This is a genomic window from Erythrobacter sp. BLCC-B19, from assembly GCF_028621955.1.
In the GTDB taxonomy this organism is placed as follows: Bacteria; Pseudomonadota; Alphaproteobacteria; order Sphingomonadales; family Sphingomonadaceae; genus Erythrobacter.
The window spans coordinates 382,025-396,503 of the sequence record NZ_CP117516.1; the positions used below are offsets into that span (position 1 = coordinate 382,025).

Annotated in this window: 15 protein-coding genes; 7 read left to right on the top strand and 8 right to left on the bottom strand. The window is 65.9% G+C overall.

Annotated elements, in window-relative coordinates; all coding sequences use genetic code 11:
- Positions 1-161: 161 nt before the first annotated feature.
- The 5 genes from PS060_RS01595 to PS060_RS01615 form a co-directional block, all read right to left on the bottom strand.
- Positions 162-716 carry a TetR/AcrR family transcriptional regulator gene (locus PS060_RS01595; RefSeq protein ID WP_273984994.1) on the bottom strand — a complete coding sequence of 185 codons (555 nt, stop codon included), beginning with the start codon at positions 714-716 and terminating at the stop codon, positions 162-164.
- Positions 713-1,147 carry a DUF4442 domain-containing protein gene (locus PS060_RS01600; RefSeq protein ID WP_273984996.1) on the bottom strand — a complete coding sequence of 145 codons (435 nt, stop codon included), beginning with the start codon at positions 1,145-1,147 and terminating at the stop codon, positions 713-715. Before PS060_RS01600 ends, PS060_RS01595 begins: the two co-directional genes overlap by 4 nt.
- Before the next feature lie 419 nt (positions 1,148-1,566).
- Positions 1,567-2,241: a response regulator transcription factor gene (locus PS060_RS01605; RefSeq protein WP_273984998.1), complete on the bottom strand. Its 675-nt coding sequence runs from the start codon at positions 2,239-2,241 to the stop codon at positions 1,567-1,569.
- Between the two features lie 107 nt (positions 2,242-2,348).
- Positions 2,349-3,089 carry an SDR family NAD(P)-dependent oxidoreductase gene (locus PS060_RS01610; RefSeq protein WP_273984999.1) on the bottom strand — a complete coding sequence of 247 codons (741 nt, stop codon included), beginning with the start codon at positions 3,087-3,089 and terminating at the stop codon, positions 2,349-2,351.
- A 1-nt stretch (position 3,090) separates the two neighbouring features.
- Complete coding sequence (locus tag PS060_RS01615) at positions 3,091-4,233, bottom strand: acyl-CoA dehydrogenase family protein (protein WP_273985001.1); 1,143 nt, start codon at positions 4,231-4,233, stop codon at positions 3,091-3,093.
- Positions 4,234-4,393: 160 nt separating this feature from the next.
- Here PS060_RS01615 and PS060_RS01620 point away from each other — a divergent pair, with 160 nt between their 5' ends.
- Entirely contained in the window at positions 4,394-4,864 is a 471-nt protein-coding gene (locus PS060_RS01620; protein ID WP_273985003.1) for a hypothetical protein, read from the top strand.
- Positions 4,865-5,071: 207 nt separating this feature from the next.
- Here PS060_RS01620 and PS060_RS01625 read toward each other — a convergent pair whose 3' ends face one another.
- The 3 genes from PS060_RS01625 to PS060_RS01635 all read right to left on the bottom strand — a co-directional run bounded on the left by PS060_RS01625 (position 5,072) and on the right by PS060_RS01635 (position 8,158).
- Positions 5,072-5,887: a ferredoxin--NADP reductase gene (locus tag PS060_RS01625; protein WP_066525084.1), complete on the bottom strand. Its 816-nt coding sequence runs from the start codon at positions 5,885-5,887 to the stop codon at positions 5,072-5,074.
- Positions 5,888-6,019: 132 nt separating this feature from the next.
- Entirely contained in the window at positions 6,020-7,072 is a 1,053-nt protein-coding gene (locus tag PS060_RS01630; protein ID WP_273985004.1) for a Fe(3+) ABC transporter substrate-binding protein, read from the bottom strand.
- A gap of 63 nt (positions 7,073-7,135) precedes the next feature.
- On the bottom strand, positions 7,136-8,158 hold the full coding sequence (locus PS060_RS01635; RefSeq protein ID WP_273985006.1) for an ABC transporter ATP-binding protein: 1,023 nt from the start codon (positions 8,156-8,158) through the stop codon (positions 7,136-7,138).
- A 23-nt stretch (positions 8,159-8,181) separates the two neighbouring features.
- On the opposite strand from PS060_RS01635, the gene PS060_RS01640 reads away from it, so the two are divergent.
- The 6 genes from PS060_RS01640 to PS060_RS01665 all read left to right on the top strand — a co-directional run bounded on the left by PS060_RS01640 (position 8,182) and on the right by PS060_RS01665 (position 14,472).
- Positions 8,182-9,849 carry an ABC transporter permease gene (locus tag PS060_RS01640; protein WP_273985007.1) on the top strand — a complete coding sequence of 556 codons (1,668 nt, stop codon included), beginning with the start codon at positions 8,182-8,184 and terminating at the stop codon, positions 9,847-9,849.
- Between the two features lie 70 nt (positions 9,850-9,919).
- Positions 9,920-10,921, top strand: coding sequence for a magnesium chelatase ATPase subunit I (gene bchI / locus PS060_RS01645; protein ID WP_273985008.1), 1,002 nt, complete (start codon positions 9,920-9,922; stop codon positions 10,919-10,921).
- Positions 10,918-12,615: a magnesium chelatase subunit D gene (locus tag PS060_RS01650; RefSeq protein WP_273985010.1), complete on the top strand. Its 1,698-nt coding sequence runs from the start codon at positions 10,918-10,920 to the stop codon at positions 12,613-12,615. Before bchI ends, PS060_RS01650 begins: the two co-directional genes overlap by 4 nt.
- Positions 12,612-13,484, top strand: a complete 873-nt coding sequence (bchO, locus tag PS060_RS01655; protein ID WP_273985011.1) for an alpha/beta fold hydrolase BchO — start codon at positions 12,612-12,614, stop codon at positions 13,482-13,484. Before PS060_RS01650 ends, bchO begins: the two co-directional genes overlap by 4 nt.
- Positions 13,485-13,496: 12 nt before the next feature.
- Positions 13,497-13,661, top strand: coding sequence for a hypothetical protein (locus tag PS060_RS01660; protein ID WP_273985012.1), 165 nt, complete (start codon positions 13,497-13,499; stop codon positions 13,659-13,661).
- 166 nt (positions 13,662-13,827) lie between these two features.
- Positions 13,828-14,472 carry a hypothetical protein gene (locus PS060_RS01665; RefSeq protein WP_273985014.1) on the top strand — a complete coding sequence of 215 codons (645 nt, stop codon included), beginning with the start codon at positions 13,828-13,830 and terminating at the stop codon, positions 14,470-14,472.
- The last annotated feature ends 7 nt before the right edge of the window (positions 14,473-14,479 follow it).

Here is a 14,479-nt window from a genome sequence, read left to right on the forward strand (position 1 = left end):
TTTTTGTTGAAGCGTCCGGTTCTGGGGGCGCAGGCTCTCTGCGTGGATCGCGGAAGGTGGATGGGGAGCGGAAGTGCGGGTTTGGGACACCGGAACGCCGTCGCCTAGCGGTGTTTCACAGACCAGTAGGCCGTTACGCTGCCCTCATGCAGGTCACCCGATCATTCGGCCCGTTGGGAGGCGATCTGCATCATCTCGGCCACAAACGCCTCGCTATCGCGCGGCATCAAGGTGCCCGAAGCGTTGAGTGACAGGCCGCCGTGCAGCAGCATCCATGAGCGCATGACCCTCCGGCGGGCTTGATCGGGATCGGCCTCGCCATCGGCCAGGGCCGCCAGTGCCAGCGCAATCACCTGCTGCCGGGCGATCTGGAGCCGTTCACAGCCTAAACCCGCGTCGGCCCGCTGGCGCATCATCAGCGCATAAAGCTGCGGATATTCCAGTCCGAAGCGCAAATAGGTTTCCATGAATCGCGGTGGCGAAAGGCTTGCCGAAAGCCGTTCGGCGAGCATCTTGAAGCCGTTGGCACTCAATTCGCGCAGCAGACCTTCGCGGTCTTGGAAGTGATGATGAAGCGTGCGGTGGGCGACCCCCATCTTCTGGGCGATGTTGCGCATCGAGAGCCCCTGTTCGCCCACCTCCTCCAGCAGCTGAAGAGTGATCGCGAGGCACTCGGCGCGCACATCCCCATGGCGGTAGGTCGCCCGCCCGGTCATCCCAGCTTTTTCAGGTGCCAGGCCACTGTCATGTTGGCTACCTCCTCGCCCGCCTCGTCCGTCATCGTCACGCGGATATCAAAGGCGATCTTGCTCTCGGCGTCCAGTTTCGCGGACAGCGCGTCCACATCCTGATCGATGGCGCTCATGGCCGTAATCGTTCCCTTGGCAACGCGGGTGTATTTGATCTGGGCCGAGCCAGCCACGGGCCTGATCGTTGCAAGACGGGTGGCAAAGGCACCCGCCATCGCCGCGCCCGACGCCGCTTCTCCCAGAGTGAATAGCGCGCCTGCGTGCTGCGAGGCGATGTGGTTCACGCTGGTCGACGTTTGCGGGAGGCGCGCCGTTGCCTTGCCGTTGGCGACTTCGACGATCTCGACGCCGACGTGGGTGGCAAAGGGAACGGTCTTGGCAAGCTGCGCACGGATCATTTCGAAGATTGTCATTGCGTACCTCAATTTATCCATTGGATAATTATTGGTCGCAAGTCCGGGGCTGCCTGTCAAGCGATGGCAGGGCTGATTTGAGCGCTCATTCGATTGCTGGAATGTCCGCCTCGGGGTCGCTTCTCAAACGCCCGTCTTTGGCCTGCGCCCGGCGGTTACGGCCAATTTCCTACACCCGCGCCAGCCATTATCGTCGCGCCCGGCTCTTTCCCATTGTTCTGCCCGGCCTGCGAGGCCGTTTGCCACCATAGGTGCGTTCTTTGCGCCGCGCGTCCGTGTCCGTCCGCTTGCGCAAATCGGGTTTAGATTATTGTTTATTATATGAAATTACTGATGTTGGTAAGTTGACACGGTGTCAACTTTGTAACGCTTATTTGCGCAAGCCGTCGCGCCGCGCCGGGCGCTCACCCCAGATCGAAGACATACCCCAGCGACCGGACGGTGCGCAGCGGGTTGCCGCCGCCCGCCGCCTTGATCGCGCGCCGGAGCCGGCCGATCCACACGTCGACCGTGCGCTCGTCGATCGGGGGTTCGCGCTTGCCGAGACCGGCGATCAAATCCTCGCGGGTGAGAACCTTGTTGGGGTTCTCGGCGAGGAAACGCAGCAGGCGGAACTCGTTGGGGCGCAGGGTAATCGGCTCACCCGCCCAGCGAGCCTGAAGCGCGGCCATGTCGATCACCAGCGCGCCGAGTTCGAACTTCTGGGTCGCGTGGCGCTCACTCCCGCGCGATTGCAGCGCCAGCACCCGGTCGAGCACGGCGGTGCGGGTGAGCGGGCCGATCACGTAATCATCCGCCCCGGCGCGCAGCGCACGGCGGCGATCCTCGGCATCGTCGGCCTCCAGCACCATGGTGACATGGGCGTCCATCGTGCGCGGATCGGCACGCAACCGGCGGCACATTTCGAGGCCTGCGAGTTCGGGCATGACCCAGTCGATGAAGGCCCACATCGGCCCTTCGACCAGCCGCCGCGGCCCGTCCGGCCCCAATCGGTCGAAGGTGAAGCGCCGCTGATCATGCACGAAGTCCTCAAGGCTTTCGCCGAGTTCTCCGGTGAGGAAGATATTGACGACATCCATCTGCTGCGTGCCCCGCTTTCATGGCGGGATTGGCGCAGGTGTGTGACGCGATTGTGACTGCTTTTCAGTTGGGTGTAACAATCGGGAATGCGCTGGGGGGAACAGGGTCAGGCGAGCGTCAGCCCGCCATCGACCACCAGCGTCTGCCCGGTGATGTAGGCGCTCAAGGGTGAGGCGAGAAACAGCGCGGCCCCCGCCATGTCCTCGGGCGTGCCCATGCGGCGCAGGGGGATGCGCTTGAGGCTCGCTTCGAGACGTTCGGGGTGATCAGTGGTGACGGAAGTGAGCTTGGTCGGCACCAGCCCCGGCGCGATGCCGTTGACCCGGATGCCGTCGCGCGCCCATGCCTCGCCCAGCGTCTTGGTAAGGCTCGCGGCGCCCGCCTTCGATGCCGCATAGGCGGGGGTGCCGATGGTCGATTTGAACGCGGCGACCGAGGAGACGATGATGATCCTCCCCTGCGTTTCCGCCAAGGCAGGGTGGAAGGCGCGGGCGGCGTCCATCACCGAATTGAGGTTGATGTCGACCACCTGATCCCACCCCTCGCGGGTGAACTCCTGCCGCCCGTAGCGCACCGTGCCCTGACACAGCACCAGCACGTCGAGCGGCCCGAAGCCCTCCGCCAACCGCCCCGCCGCGTCACGGTCGGTGAGGTCGAGCTGGCGGTAATCGAGGCCGGTGAAGTCGCTGTCCTCGGCCTCGAGATAGTCGCCGAAATCGGGGCGCGTGCCGGTGACGGTCACGCTCGCGCCGCGCGCGCGGAAGCCGTGCGCGATGCCGTTGCCGATCCCGCTCGACCCGCCGATGACGAGGACGCGCTGGCCGGTGAAGTCGAGTTCGCCTGCCACGTCAGATACTCCGCGAGATCACTTCCTTCATGATCTCGTTGGTCCCGCCGAAGATCCGCGTCACGCGCGCATCGCGCCAAAGGCGGGCGATGGCATATTCGTTCATGTAGCCCGCCCCGCCGTGGAGTTGCAGTGCGGTGTCGCAGCATTCCCACTGGAGGTCGGTGTGCCACAGCTTGGCCGCGGAGGCCTCGTCGGTGGTGAGCTCGCCCGCGAGATGCTTGCGGATCGCCCAGTCCAAGTGCGCCCAGCCCACCTGCAGCTTGGCTTTGAGGTCGGCGAGCGTGAACTTGGTGTTCTGGAACTCGAACACGGTCTTGCCAAAAGCCTTGCGATCCTTGGTGAACTTCACCGCCTCGTCAAACGCCCGCTGCGCCGCCGCCTGCGCGCCGACCGCGATGCCGAGGCGCTCCTGCGGCAGCTCTTCCATCAGGTGCACAAAGCCCATGCCTTCCGCGCCGAGGATATTGGTCATCGGCACGCGGCAATCGTTGAAGAACAGCTCCGAGGTATCGGCGGCGTGCTGCCCGATCTTGTCGAGATTGCGCCCGCGCTCGAAGCCGGGGGTGTCGGCGTCGACCAGCACGAGGCTGATCCCCTTCGCGCCCTTCTCGGGATCGGTCTTGGCGACAACGATCACGCAATCGGCGTTCTGGCCGTTGGTGATGTAGGTCTTCGAGCCGTTGATGACGAGGTGATTGCCGTCCTTCTTCGCCGTGGTGCGGATGCCCTGAAGGTCGGAGCCTGCGCCCGGCTCGGTCATGGCAATCGCGGTGATGATGTCGCCGCTGACCATGCCGGGGAGATACTTGGCGCGCTGTTCTTCGTTGCCGAGGCGCTCGAAGTAGTTGGCGGTGATATCGTTCTGGAGCGTGAAGCCCGCCGAAGAGCCGAGGTAGCTGAGCTCCTCGGTCAGCACGCAGTTGAACCCGAAATCGAGGCCGAGCCCGCCGTTCTCCTCCTTCACCGTCATGCACAGCATCCCGGCATCGCCCATCTTTTTCCACACGTCGCGCGGGACGATGCCGTTCGCCTCATGCTCGTCCATGTGCGGGGCAAGATGTTCCGCGAAGACCTTGCGGACAGTGTCGCGGAAGGCCTCGTGGTCTTCGTTATAGGCGGTGCGATAGGAGGTCGCGAGCATGGGGGTTCTCTCCGGCAGATGGGTTTTGATTTGCCATGAGTGAACCGTGCGGGGGCGCGGGGGTCAAGTGCGAAATTGGGGGTGGGGTTGCTCGTGTGCCTAGCCCTGACGCATAGGGCGTGTATGAACTCTGTGAATTTAACCGCATACGGTGCCAAAGATGGTAGAACCTGTAATCGTTAGCTTTCTGAACGACTACTTCCGTCTTCTAGACAGGATTTTTAGCCTGCTTTTTGGCTCTCTTTGGCCAAAATCCGTGTTTAGTGAACTACGCGCAAACCCGGGCGGCACTATCGACGAGCGGCTCGCTAAAATCGAAGTGGCTAAGCAAAACCTGCTTGAAGGCCTAAGCGCACTAGACGAACTTAAATTGGAAGCAGACCAAAATAAGAAGACACTTGCGAGCGCTCTAGAGACCATAAGAGAGCTTGAAAGCAAAAAAACCGAAGCTCAAGAGGAATTGAACGCACTTCGTCAGGTTGCAGATTTAGACACTGCGACACTAAAAAAGCTATTTGACGTTCCGACCTCAGGACGGATTTGGCGAGAGAGATTCTACGGACTTCTTACAGGTATCGTAGCGTCATTGATCGCCGCCTACCTTTGGCAAATTGCGTTCCCTGCCAAGTAGGCACGTCGAAGTCGAAAGCGAGGACCAAGATCGGCAAGCGCTGCCCTGTGAGGCTCTAGGCCCCAGCTTTCGCGGGGGTGACGGGGTGAGGTTGGAGCTTACAATTCTTCGTCACCCCGGACTTGATCCGGGGCTAGGCTTCTTCTTCGCAATGTCCGGTCGAAAGGTAGCCAAACCCCGTGTCAAGCACGGGGCGACGGGAGTGGGTTACCCCACAAACGCCCGCTCGATGACGAACTGCCCCGGCTTGTTGTTCGCGCCTTCCTCGAAGCCGCGGCGTTCCAGATCGGCGGCGTGGTCCTTGATCATCGCCATGCTGCCGCACAGCATCACGCGGTCTTCCTCGGGCACAAACCGTTGCGGGCCCTTCGACTGCTCGAACAGACGCCCATCGTCGATCAGCGCCTGGATGCGGCCCTGGGTGCGGAAGGGTTCGCGGGTGACGGTGGGCACGTAGATCATCCGCGCGCGGTCTTCGTCCTCGAGCAGCGGGTCGCCTTCGAGCTTCGATTCCAGCAACTCGCGATAGGCGAGCTCGTTCACGTTGCGCACCGAGTGCACCACGATCACTTCCTCGAACATCTGGTAGACCTCGGGATCGCGCACGAGGCTCATGAACGGCGCAAGGCCGGTGCCGGTCGAGAGCATGAACAGCCGCTTGCCCGGCAGCAGCGCGTCGGTGACGAGGGTGCCGGTCGGCTTCTTGCCGAGGTAGATCGGATCGCCGACCTGAATGTGCTGGAGCCGCGAGGTCAGCGGGCCGTCCTGCACCTTGATCGACAGGAATTCGAGCTCCTCGGCGTAGGAGGGCGAGGCGACCGAATAGGCGCGCAGCAGCGGCTTGCCGTTGTCGCCGGGCAGACCGATCATCACGAACTCGCCCGAACGGAAGCGGAAGCTCGCCGGGCGGGTCATCTTGAGGCTGAACAGCCCGTCGCACCAGTGGTGGACATCGGTGATGGTCTCGACCGAGAGCGCCGCGCTTTCGGTGAACTGGTCGCGGGTCAGAGCGGTTTGGGTCACAAGGTGCCTCGAATACAGGTGTGCGCCGCCCGGAAGGGGCGGCCAGATTGGCGGCGCAAATGGACGTTTCCGCCCGGCGCTTCAAGCTAGATTAGCGATAGGGCGTGAAAGCGGGCCTTGATGCGGCGCAAATCAGTTCCAACCGGCCGCGTTGAACAATTCGACCGCGCGCGCCTCGTTCTGGCCGATGGTGGCAGCGGGCAGCGGATCAGCCTTGAACGGCCCAAGCGCCTCGACCGCCGAGGTGGGCGCGATGCCCTTGACGGCCGGGTATTCGTTGTTGCCGTTCGCCAGATATTGCTGCGCGCTCTCGCTAGTCAGATATTCGAGGAACTTGACCGCATTTTCGCGGTTGGGCGCGGTCTTCACGACCCCTGCCCCGCTCATGTTGACGTGGGTGCCCGTGGTCGCCTGATTGGGGAAGATCACCCCGACCGCATCCAGAACCTTGCGCTTCTCGGGCGTGTCAAAGCGCGCGAGGTAATAGGTGTTGACCAACGAAATGTCGCACTCGCCGGCCGCGACCGCCTCGATGTTCGACATATCATTGCCCTGCGGCGCGCGCTTGAAATTGGCGACGACACCCTTGGCCCAGGCGCTCGCCGCAGCCTCGCCATCATGCGCGATCATGCTGGCAAGCAGCGCGATGTTATAGACACTGGAAGAGGAGCGCATACAGATGCGGCCCTTGAATTCGGGCTTGGCGAGGTCGGCGTAGTTTGCCAGCCCCTCGGGCTTTCCCTTGGCCTTGTTGTAGATGACGATCCGCGCCCGCGTGGTCAGCGCGAACCAGCGATTGCCGGGGTCGCGCAATTCAGCCGGGATGCGCTCGCTGAGAACCTTCGAATCGACCGGGGCGAGCACGCCCGACTGTTCGGCGCGCCACAGACGACCCGCATCGACGGTGATGAGCAGATCGGCCGGGCTGAACTCGCCCTCGGCGGCGATGCGTTCGAGCAGGGCGTCGGCGTCAGCCTCGATACGGTTGACCTTGATGCCGGTCGAACAGGTGAAATCCTCGTAGAGCGCAAGGTCGGTGTCATAGTGGCGCGCGGTGTAGACATTGACGTCGCCCGCCGGGGCCACGCAGGCAGACTTGTCCTTGGCACCGTCGGTCTGATCGGCGCAGGCAGAGAGAGCGACAAAGCTGGATGCGGCGGCGAGCGCCAGCGCGAGGGTCTTCATGGGAGAGAGCTTTCCGTGAGTTCTTGCGAATGACTTGCAATATAATCCTTGCCAGCGCAAGTCCTATGCGCGTCTGAAGGCGCGCACGCTCTCGGGATCGGGGATCACGCTGTAGGTCTTGCCCGGATCGACCGAGAGCACTGTCTCAACCGTGATTGCCGCCCCTTCGGCACCATCGAGCAGCACGCGGTTGCGCGGGCCCATCGGGTGAATGTCGCGCACCCTTCCGCCGCGCACATCGCCGACCGGCACCAGCCGGTCGGCCTGCACCAGCAGATCGAGCTGGCTGGCATCCTCAGGCAGTTCGTGCCCAAGGCTTTCGAACGGCCACAGGCCGAAAGGCGTATCGAGCCCGCCCTCTGCCACCATCCCCGGCACCACCTGCGCGCCGCTGAAAATCGCGCCGACCGCGGCGGTAGCGGGGGCTTCGTGCAACTCCAGAGGCGTGCCGAACTGGACGATGCGGCCGGCCTCCATCACCGCGATCCGGTCGCCGATGTCGAGCGCTTCGGCCGGATCGTGGGTGACGAGGATCACGGTCGATCCCGCCTCGCGCAGCAGGATGCGGCATTCACGGCGCAGGGCGCGGCGCAGGACGATATCGACGCTGGCGAAGGGCTCGTCCATCAACAGCACCTGCGGCCCCGGCGCCATCGCGCGGGCGAGCGCGGCGCGCTGCTGCTGGCCGCCTGAAAGCTCGTGCGGATAGCGCGTGCCCATGCCTGCCAGACCGACCTTGGCAAGCCAGCCATCCGCCTCGTCACGTCGGGATTTGGGCAGGCCGAAAGCGACATTGGCGGCGAGCGTCATGTGCGGGAACAGCGCACCGTCCTGAAACACCAGGCCCACCGGGCGCGCCTCGGGCGGGGGGTTGTGCGCGGGGTCTGCCAGCACCTCACCACCCAGCGCGATCTCGCCCGCTTGCACGCGCAAGAGTCCCGCTGCCAGGCCAAGCAGTGTTGACTTCCCGCAACCCGACGCGCCAAGCAGACAGGTGATCTCCCCCGCGGGCGCGGTGAAGCTCACATCCTCCAGCGCCCGCACTGCACCGTAAGCATGGGCAATATGACGAAATTCGAGGCTCAATGGCGCTGTCCGCAGGATTACCGGTGAGCCGCCTTAGGCAAATTGCGGGGCTTCCTGCAAGCGGCGCTTCCGATGGGCGCGGCTGGCTGGTGGCGGCGATGGGGCTGGCGGTGCTGGCGGGATTGCCGATTGCAGCGATCGTGTGGGCATCGCTGGGCGGCGGCAGCGGCGCGGCGATCGGTGCGCTCGCGCAAACAGTGCTGCCGACCTACATCGCGAACACTGGTCTGCTGATGCTGCTGACCGGCACCATCGCGGTGGTGACCGGCACCGGCACCGCATGGCTGATCGCTGCCACCCGCTTTCCCGGCCGCCGCGTTCTGAGCTGGGCGCTGGTGCTGCCATTGGCGCTGCCCGCTTACCTGTCCGCCTATATCTACGCCGGGATGCTCGACTATGCCGGGCCCGTGCAGACGGCCTTGCGCGCGGCGACCGGATGGAGCGCGGGGGAATACTGGTTCCCCGAGATCCGCTCGCTGCCTGGCGGAGCCTTCATACTGGGCTTCGTCCTCTACCCTTACGTCTATCTGCTCGCCCGCACGGCCTTTGCGACCCAGAGCCGCACCCAGTTCCGTGCCGCGCGCAGTCTCGGTGCGGCCCCGGCACGCGCCTTCTGGCAGGTCGCGCTTCCCGCTGCCCGGCCAGCCACCGCCGGAGGCCTGGCACTGGTGCTGATGGAAGTGCTCGCCGATTTCGGCGTCGCCGAATATTTCGCCATCCCCACTTTCTCGACCGGGATTTTCCGCAGCTGGCTGGCGATGGGTGACAAGGCGAGCGCGCTCAAGCTGGCGGCGGTCATGCTGGTCTTCGTCATCGCGCTGGTTGCCTGGGAAGCGCACACCCGGCGCGGGCGGAGCGACAGCCGGGACGGGCTGGCTGCGCGCGACAGGGACGAGCCGCTGGTGCGCCTCACCTCCGGCGGCAAGGCGCTGGCCTTCATCGCTTGCCTTTCCCCCGTTCTGCTCGGCTTCGTGATCCCGGCGGGCTATCTTGTCAGTCTTGCCCTGACCCCGACCGCGCAAGCGGCGGCAGGCGATCTTGTGACCTATCTGCGCGGCAGCTTGTGGCTTGGTCTTGTCGCTGCAAGCCTGTGCGTGGCGGCCGCCCTGGTGCTTGCCTTCGCCCGCGCGCGATCAACCTCGCGCCTTACGGCGAGCGCGATCCGGCTGGCGACCTTGGGCTATGCCCTGCCCGGCGCCCTGCTGGCGGTAGGGCTGCTTGCACCACTGGGGGCCTTCGATGTCACCCTGACCCGCTTCGCCCGGGACAGCCTCGGCTGGCAGGGCGGACTGCTGCTGACGGGGACGAGCGCAGTGCTGGTCTATGCGCTGGGCGTGCGGTTCATGACGGTCGCCTATAACAGCGTCAGCGGCGGTTTGGCGCGCATTCCGCCCGGCCTCGACGCGGCGGCGCGGAGCCTCGGTGCAGGGCCATCGCGGGTGCTCGCCCGCATCTACGCCCCGCTGCTCGCCCCCAGTCTTGCCGGTGCCGCCGCGCTGGTCTTCATCGATACCTTGCGCGAACTGCCCGCCACGCTGATTCTGCGCCCCTTCAACCTCGAAACCCTCGCCACCCGCACCTACCGCCTCGCGGGTGACGAGCGGCTGGTCGAAGCGGCAATTCCGGCCTTGATCCTGCTCGCAGCGGGTCTGCTGCCGGTGCTGGTGCTGAACCGTTTAGGGAAGCGCTAGAAAAAACTGTCAGGCCGCCTTGTCACTTGGCCTTGTCCAAACCTCTCCGAAGGTTCACAAGGCTCGGCACATGGCACGCTTCCCCTTCTCAGCGATCGTCGGTCAGGACGAGATGAAACAGGCGCTGCTGATTGCAGCGGTCGACCCGAGCATCGGCGGCGTGATGGTGTTCGGCGACCGGGGGACGGGCAAGTCCACCGCTGCCCGTGCGCTGGCCGGATTGCTGCCGCCGATCATGGCGGCGGACGGCTGCCCCTATGGCGCCTCGAAGGAAGATCAGGCCCGCTATCCCGAGGTCTGCGGACAGGGCAAGCTGGTCAAGCGCCCGGTGCCCTTTGTCGATATGCCTCTGGGCGCGACCGAGGACCGGGTGATCGGCAGCCTCGATCTGGAACGCGCGCTGCGAAGCGGCGAGAAGGCGTTCGAACCCGGCTTGCTCGCCAAGGCCCATCGCGGCTTCCTCTATATCGACGAGATCAACCTCCTCGAAGACCATCTGGTCGACCTGCTGCTTGATGTCGCCGCCTCGGGCGAGAACGTGGTCGAGCGTGAGGGGCTGTCGGTGCGCCACCCGGCCAAGTTCGTGCTGATCGGTAGTGGCAACCCGGAAGAGGGCGAACTGCGCCCGCAGCTGCTCGACCGCTTCGGCCTGTCGGTCGAAGTGCGCACCCCCAAGGATATCGACACCCGCATCGCGATCATGAAGCTGGTCGCCGAGAACGAGGCTGACCCCGAAGGCTTCGCCGCCCGCTGGGCCGAAGCGGACGAGGCGATCCTCAAGCGCGTCGCCAAGGGCAAGGCCAGGCTACCCAAGCTTACTCCGGGTGAGGACGTGCTGCGCGATGCCGCCGAATTGTGCCTTGCCGTGGGCGCCGATGGCCTGCGCGGCGAGCTTACCCTGATGCGCGCCGCCCGCGCTCTGGCAGCGCTGGAGGGGGCGAAGAGCGTCACCCGCAAGCACCTCATCGCCATTGCACCTTCCGCCCTGCGCCACCGCCTGCGCCGCGATGTGCTTGACGAGACCGGTTCCACCACGCGCATCACCCGGGCGATTGCCGAGCTGTTCGGATGACCTCCCCCGACCTCGCCGACCCGCTGGATGATGCGGTGCTGGCGGCGCGGCTCTTCGTTCTCGCGCCAGAGGTCTTCAAGGGTCTGACCCTGCGCGGCTCCAGCCCCGCCCGAGAGGCGCTGGTCGCCGCGCTAACCGAGGCCATGCCGCTGCGCCGTCTACCCGGCCATGTCGATGACGAGCGGCTGCTGGGCGGGATCGACCTTGCCAGCAGCCTCGCGGCCGGACGGCCGGTGCGTCAGACCGGGCTGATTGAGGAGGCGCGCGGGGGGGCATTGATCGCCGGGATGGCCGAGCGAATGGACGGCAGCATCGCCGGGCGGCTCGCGCAGGCGCTGGACGAGGGACAGACCGCGCTCGTCCTGCTCGATGATGCGGCAGAGCCCGACGACGCGCCCCCTGCCAGCCTGACCGAACGCCTCGCCTTCCCCTGCGACCTCAGCCATTCGCGCCGCTGGCAGGATGTGGCACTGGCCCCTGCGGCGATGGCGCTGGCCGATGTCGCCCCGCTGGACGATTCCGCCTTGCGTGCCCTTGCCGCGACTGCGGAGGCGCTGGGCGTCGATTCCTTGCGCGCGCTTATCCACACAGGCGAGGCCGCACGGGGGCTGGCAGCACTGGCCGGACGCGCGGTTACGAACACATCGGATCACGCGGGCGCGGTGCGGCTTGTGCTCGCCCCGCGCGCCACCCGCCTGCCCCCGCAGGAAGCGCCCGAGACCCCGCCCCCCGAGGAGCCGCCCGCCCCGCCCCCTGATGGCTCGCCCGAGGACCAATCCAACACCGACCGCCAGCAGCCAGAACCCGATCTCTCCGAAATTCTCGTCGAGGCGGCCCGCGCCGCGATCCCGGCGGGGCTGCTCGAACAGCTCGCGCAAGGGAAAGCCCCGCGCCGCGCATCGTCGAGCGGCACCGGGCAGAAGCGCAAGGCAGCGACGCGTGGCAAGCCGCTCGGCGCGCGCCCCGGAATGCCGCGCGGCGGGGCCAAGCTGGCGCTGATCGATTCGCTCAGGGCCGCGGTGCCCTGGCAGCCCGTGCGCCGCCGCGAAGCGGGCAGCCGGGACACCTCCGCAATCATCATGCGCAAGGAAGACCTGCGCATCCGCCGCTTCGAGGAACGCGCGGCGCGGGTCACTATTTTTGCGGTCGATGCCAGCGGATCAGCGGCGGCGGCACGGCTCGCCGAGGCCAAGGGCGCGGTCGAGCTGATGCTGGCGCAGGCCTATGTCACCCGCTCGGAGGTCGCGCTGGTGGCCTTTCGCGGCACAACCGCCGAGCTTATCCTGCCCCCCACCAGATCCCTCACCCGCGCACGCCGCACCCTCGCCGAACTGCCCGGCGGGGGCGGCACGCCGCTCGCGCTCGGCCTCAATGCCGCGCGCGAAGTGGCAGAGGCGGTGATCGCCAAGGGGAGAAGCGCCGCGCTGGTGATCCTCACCGATGGCAGAGCCAATATCGCCGCCGACGGCTCCCCCGGACGCCCGCAGGCCGCCGCCGATGCCGAAGCTGCCGCCAAGGCCATCGCGGCAAGAGGCATTGATTCGCTCGTGATCGACATTTCCGCGCGCCCCGGCCCTGAAGGTGCGAGCCTTGCCGCTGCCCTTGGCGGGCGCTTCCTCGCCCTCCCCCGCGCCGATGCGCGGATGCTGCAAGCCGCGATCAACGCCGTCCAGCCGCTCGGCAAGGCGGCATGAGCGCGCTCGACTGGAGCCGCGAGGGACTGATCTGGCCGCACCGCGAGGCGAGCCACTTCGTTGCGGCCGGTGCGGCGCGCTGGCACGTCCAGCGGATGGGTTCCGGGCCGCCGCTGCTGCTGCTCCACGGCACGGGCGCCTCGGTCCATTCATGGCGCGGTCTGATGCCGCTGCTGGCACAGCGCCATGATGTGATCGCCTGCGACTTGCCCCGACACGCTTTCACCGCCGGACATGATGCCTTTGCGATGAGCCTGCCGGCGATGGCGCGCGAAGTGGCCGGGCTTCTGGCGGCGCTGGAGGTCAGGCCCGCCGCGATTATTGGCCATTCGGCAGGCGCGGCGATTGCGCTGCAACTGGCGCTCGACCACGGCTTTCAGGGGCCGATCGTCGGCCTCAGCGCGGCGCTGCGCCCCTTCCCCGGCGCGATGGCGCAGATCTTCCCTGCGATCGCCAAGACGCTGTTCGTCAACCCGCTGGTGCCGCGCATCTTCACCGGCAGCATCGACCTTGTCGGCGGGGCGGAGCGGTTTCTGTGGCGTTCGACCCATTCGCGGATCGATCGCGCGGGGCTGGCCTGTTACGCCCGGCTGCTCAAGCACCCCGGCCATGCGGGCGGCGCGCTGGCGATGATGGCGAACTGGGACTTGCCGGCCTTGCGCCTGCGGATGGGTGAGGTGCGCAACCCCGTCCTGCTTCTCCACGGCGCGAAGGATCCCGCGATCCCGCCCGACTGGGCGCGCGATGCTGCCGGATGGTTGCCGGACGCGCGGCTGGAACTGCTTCCCGCGCTCGGCCATTTGGCGCATGAAGAAGCCCCTGAGCAGGCCACCGCCCATATCGCGGCCTTCCTTGCGGGCCACGGATAGGAGTCAGCGCCCATGAGCAATTTCGGCTGGATCGAGATCGTGCTGTTCTATGGCGGCGCGATCACCTTCGGCGTCTGGCAATATTGGAAGATGGACCGGATGCTGAAACAGACCCGCGCGGAGAAGGCGGCCAAGGAAGCAGCGGAACGCGACGGCGCGCCGCCGCCCGCGCCCTGATCCAAGGCACCTGCTGTCGGCACAGGATCGCCAGGCGCGCATTTGCCGGTTGACGCATTTGGCCCGGCGCGGCGACCTTGCTGATCTTGCCCATCCGGTGGCCGACTCGCGAAAGTGGAAGAGAACAGCGGCGCCCGGTGTTTCGGCAGAGCATGAAAGGGGGCTTATGCAAACCGTTGCCGATCAACTCGCCGCGTTCGTCGATCGCCACCAATCCGCCAAGCTGCTGTCGACGCACGCGGAGGTCGTCGATTATCACGGCACGCTCTACAACATCTCCGGCAGCTCGCATGATCCCGAGATCGATGGTGCCTCATGGCGGCAGTTGCTGATCCGCAACGGGATCGACGGAAACTGCTATGTAAAGGTCACCACGCCCGAGGGGTCGCACCCAAAATTCGATGTCGGCGGCCACATGACGCCGAACAGCGACGGCTCGGTCGAGCGCGGGTCGGAGTGCTATCTGATGCCGCTGTGCAAGTGGCACAACAGCACGGCCCGCAACGGCCACCCTTTCACGCTCACCAACCCGCGTATTCTGAAGCTCTACGGCTACATGCTCGACGACATGGCCTTGACCTTCATGGCCCGGATGCCGAGCGATGCCCCCTTCTCGCTGATCTACGAGGCGGCCGGGACTTGGCACACGCAGGCTGTGAGTGAGGATGCTGGCGCGCAGGCACATTCGGCCAAGGCGCTGCTCTCTCAGCCCGATAGTTCGGCTGCCTCAGCCCGGCATATCCTGTTCCGCCGGGTGGAGGGCGATGCAGACGGCGAAACCCGCTTCGTTATCGAAGACGCCCAGATCTGAAGGCCTC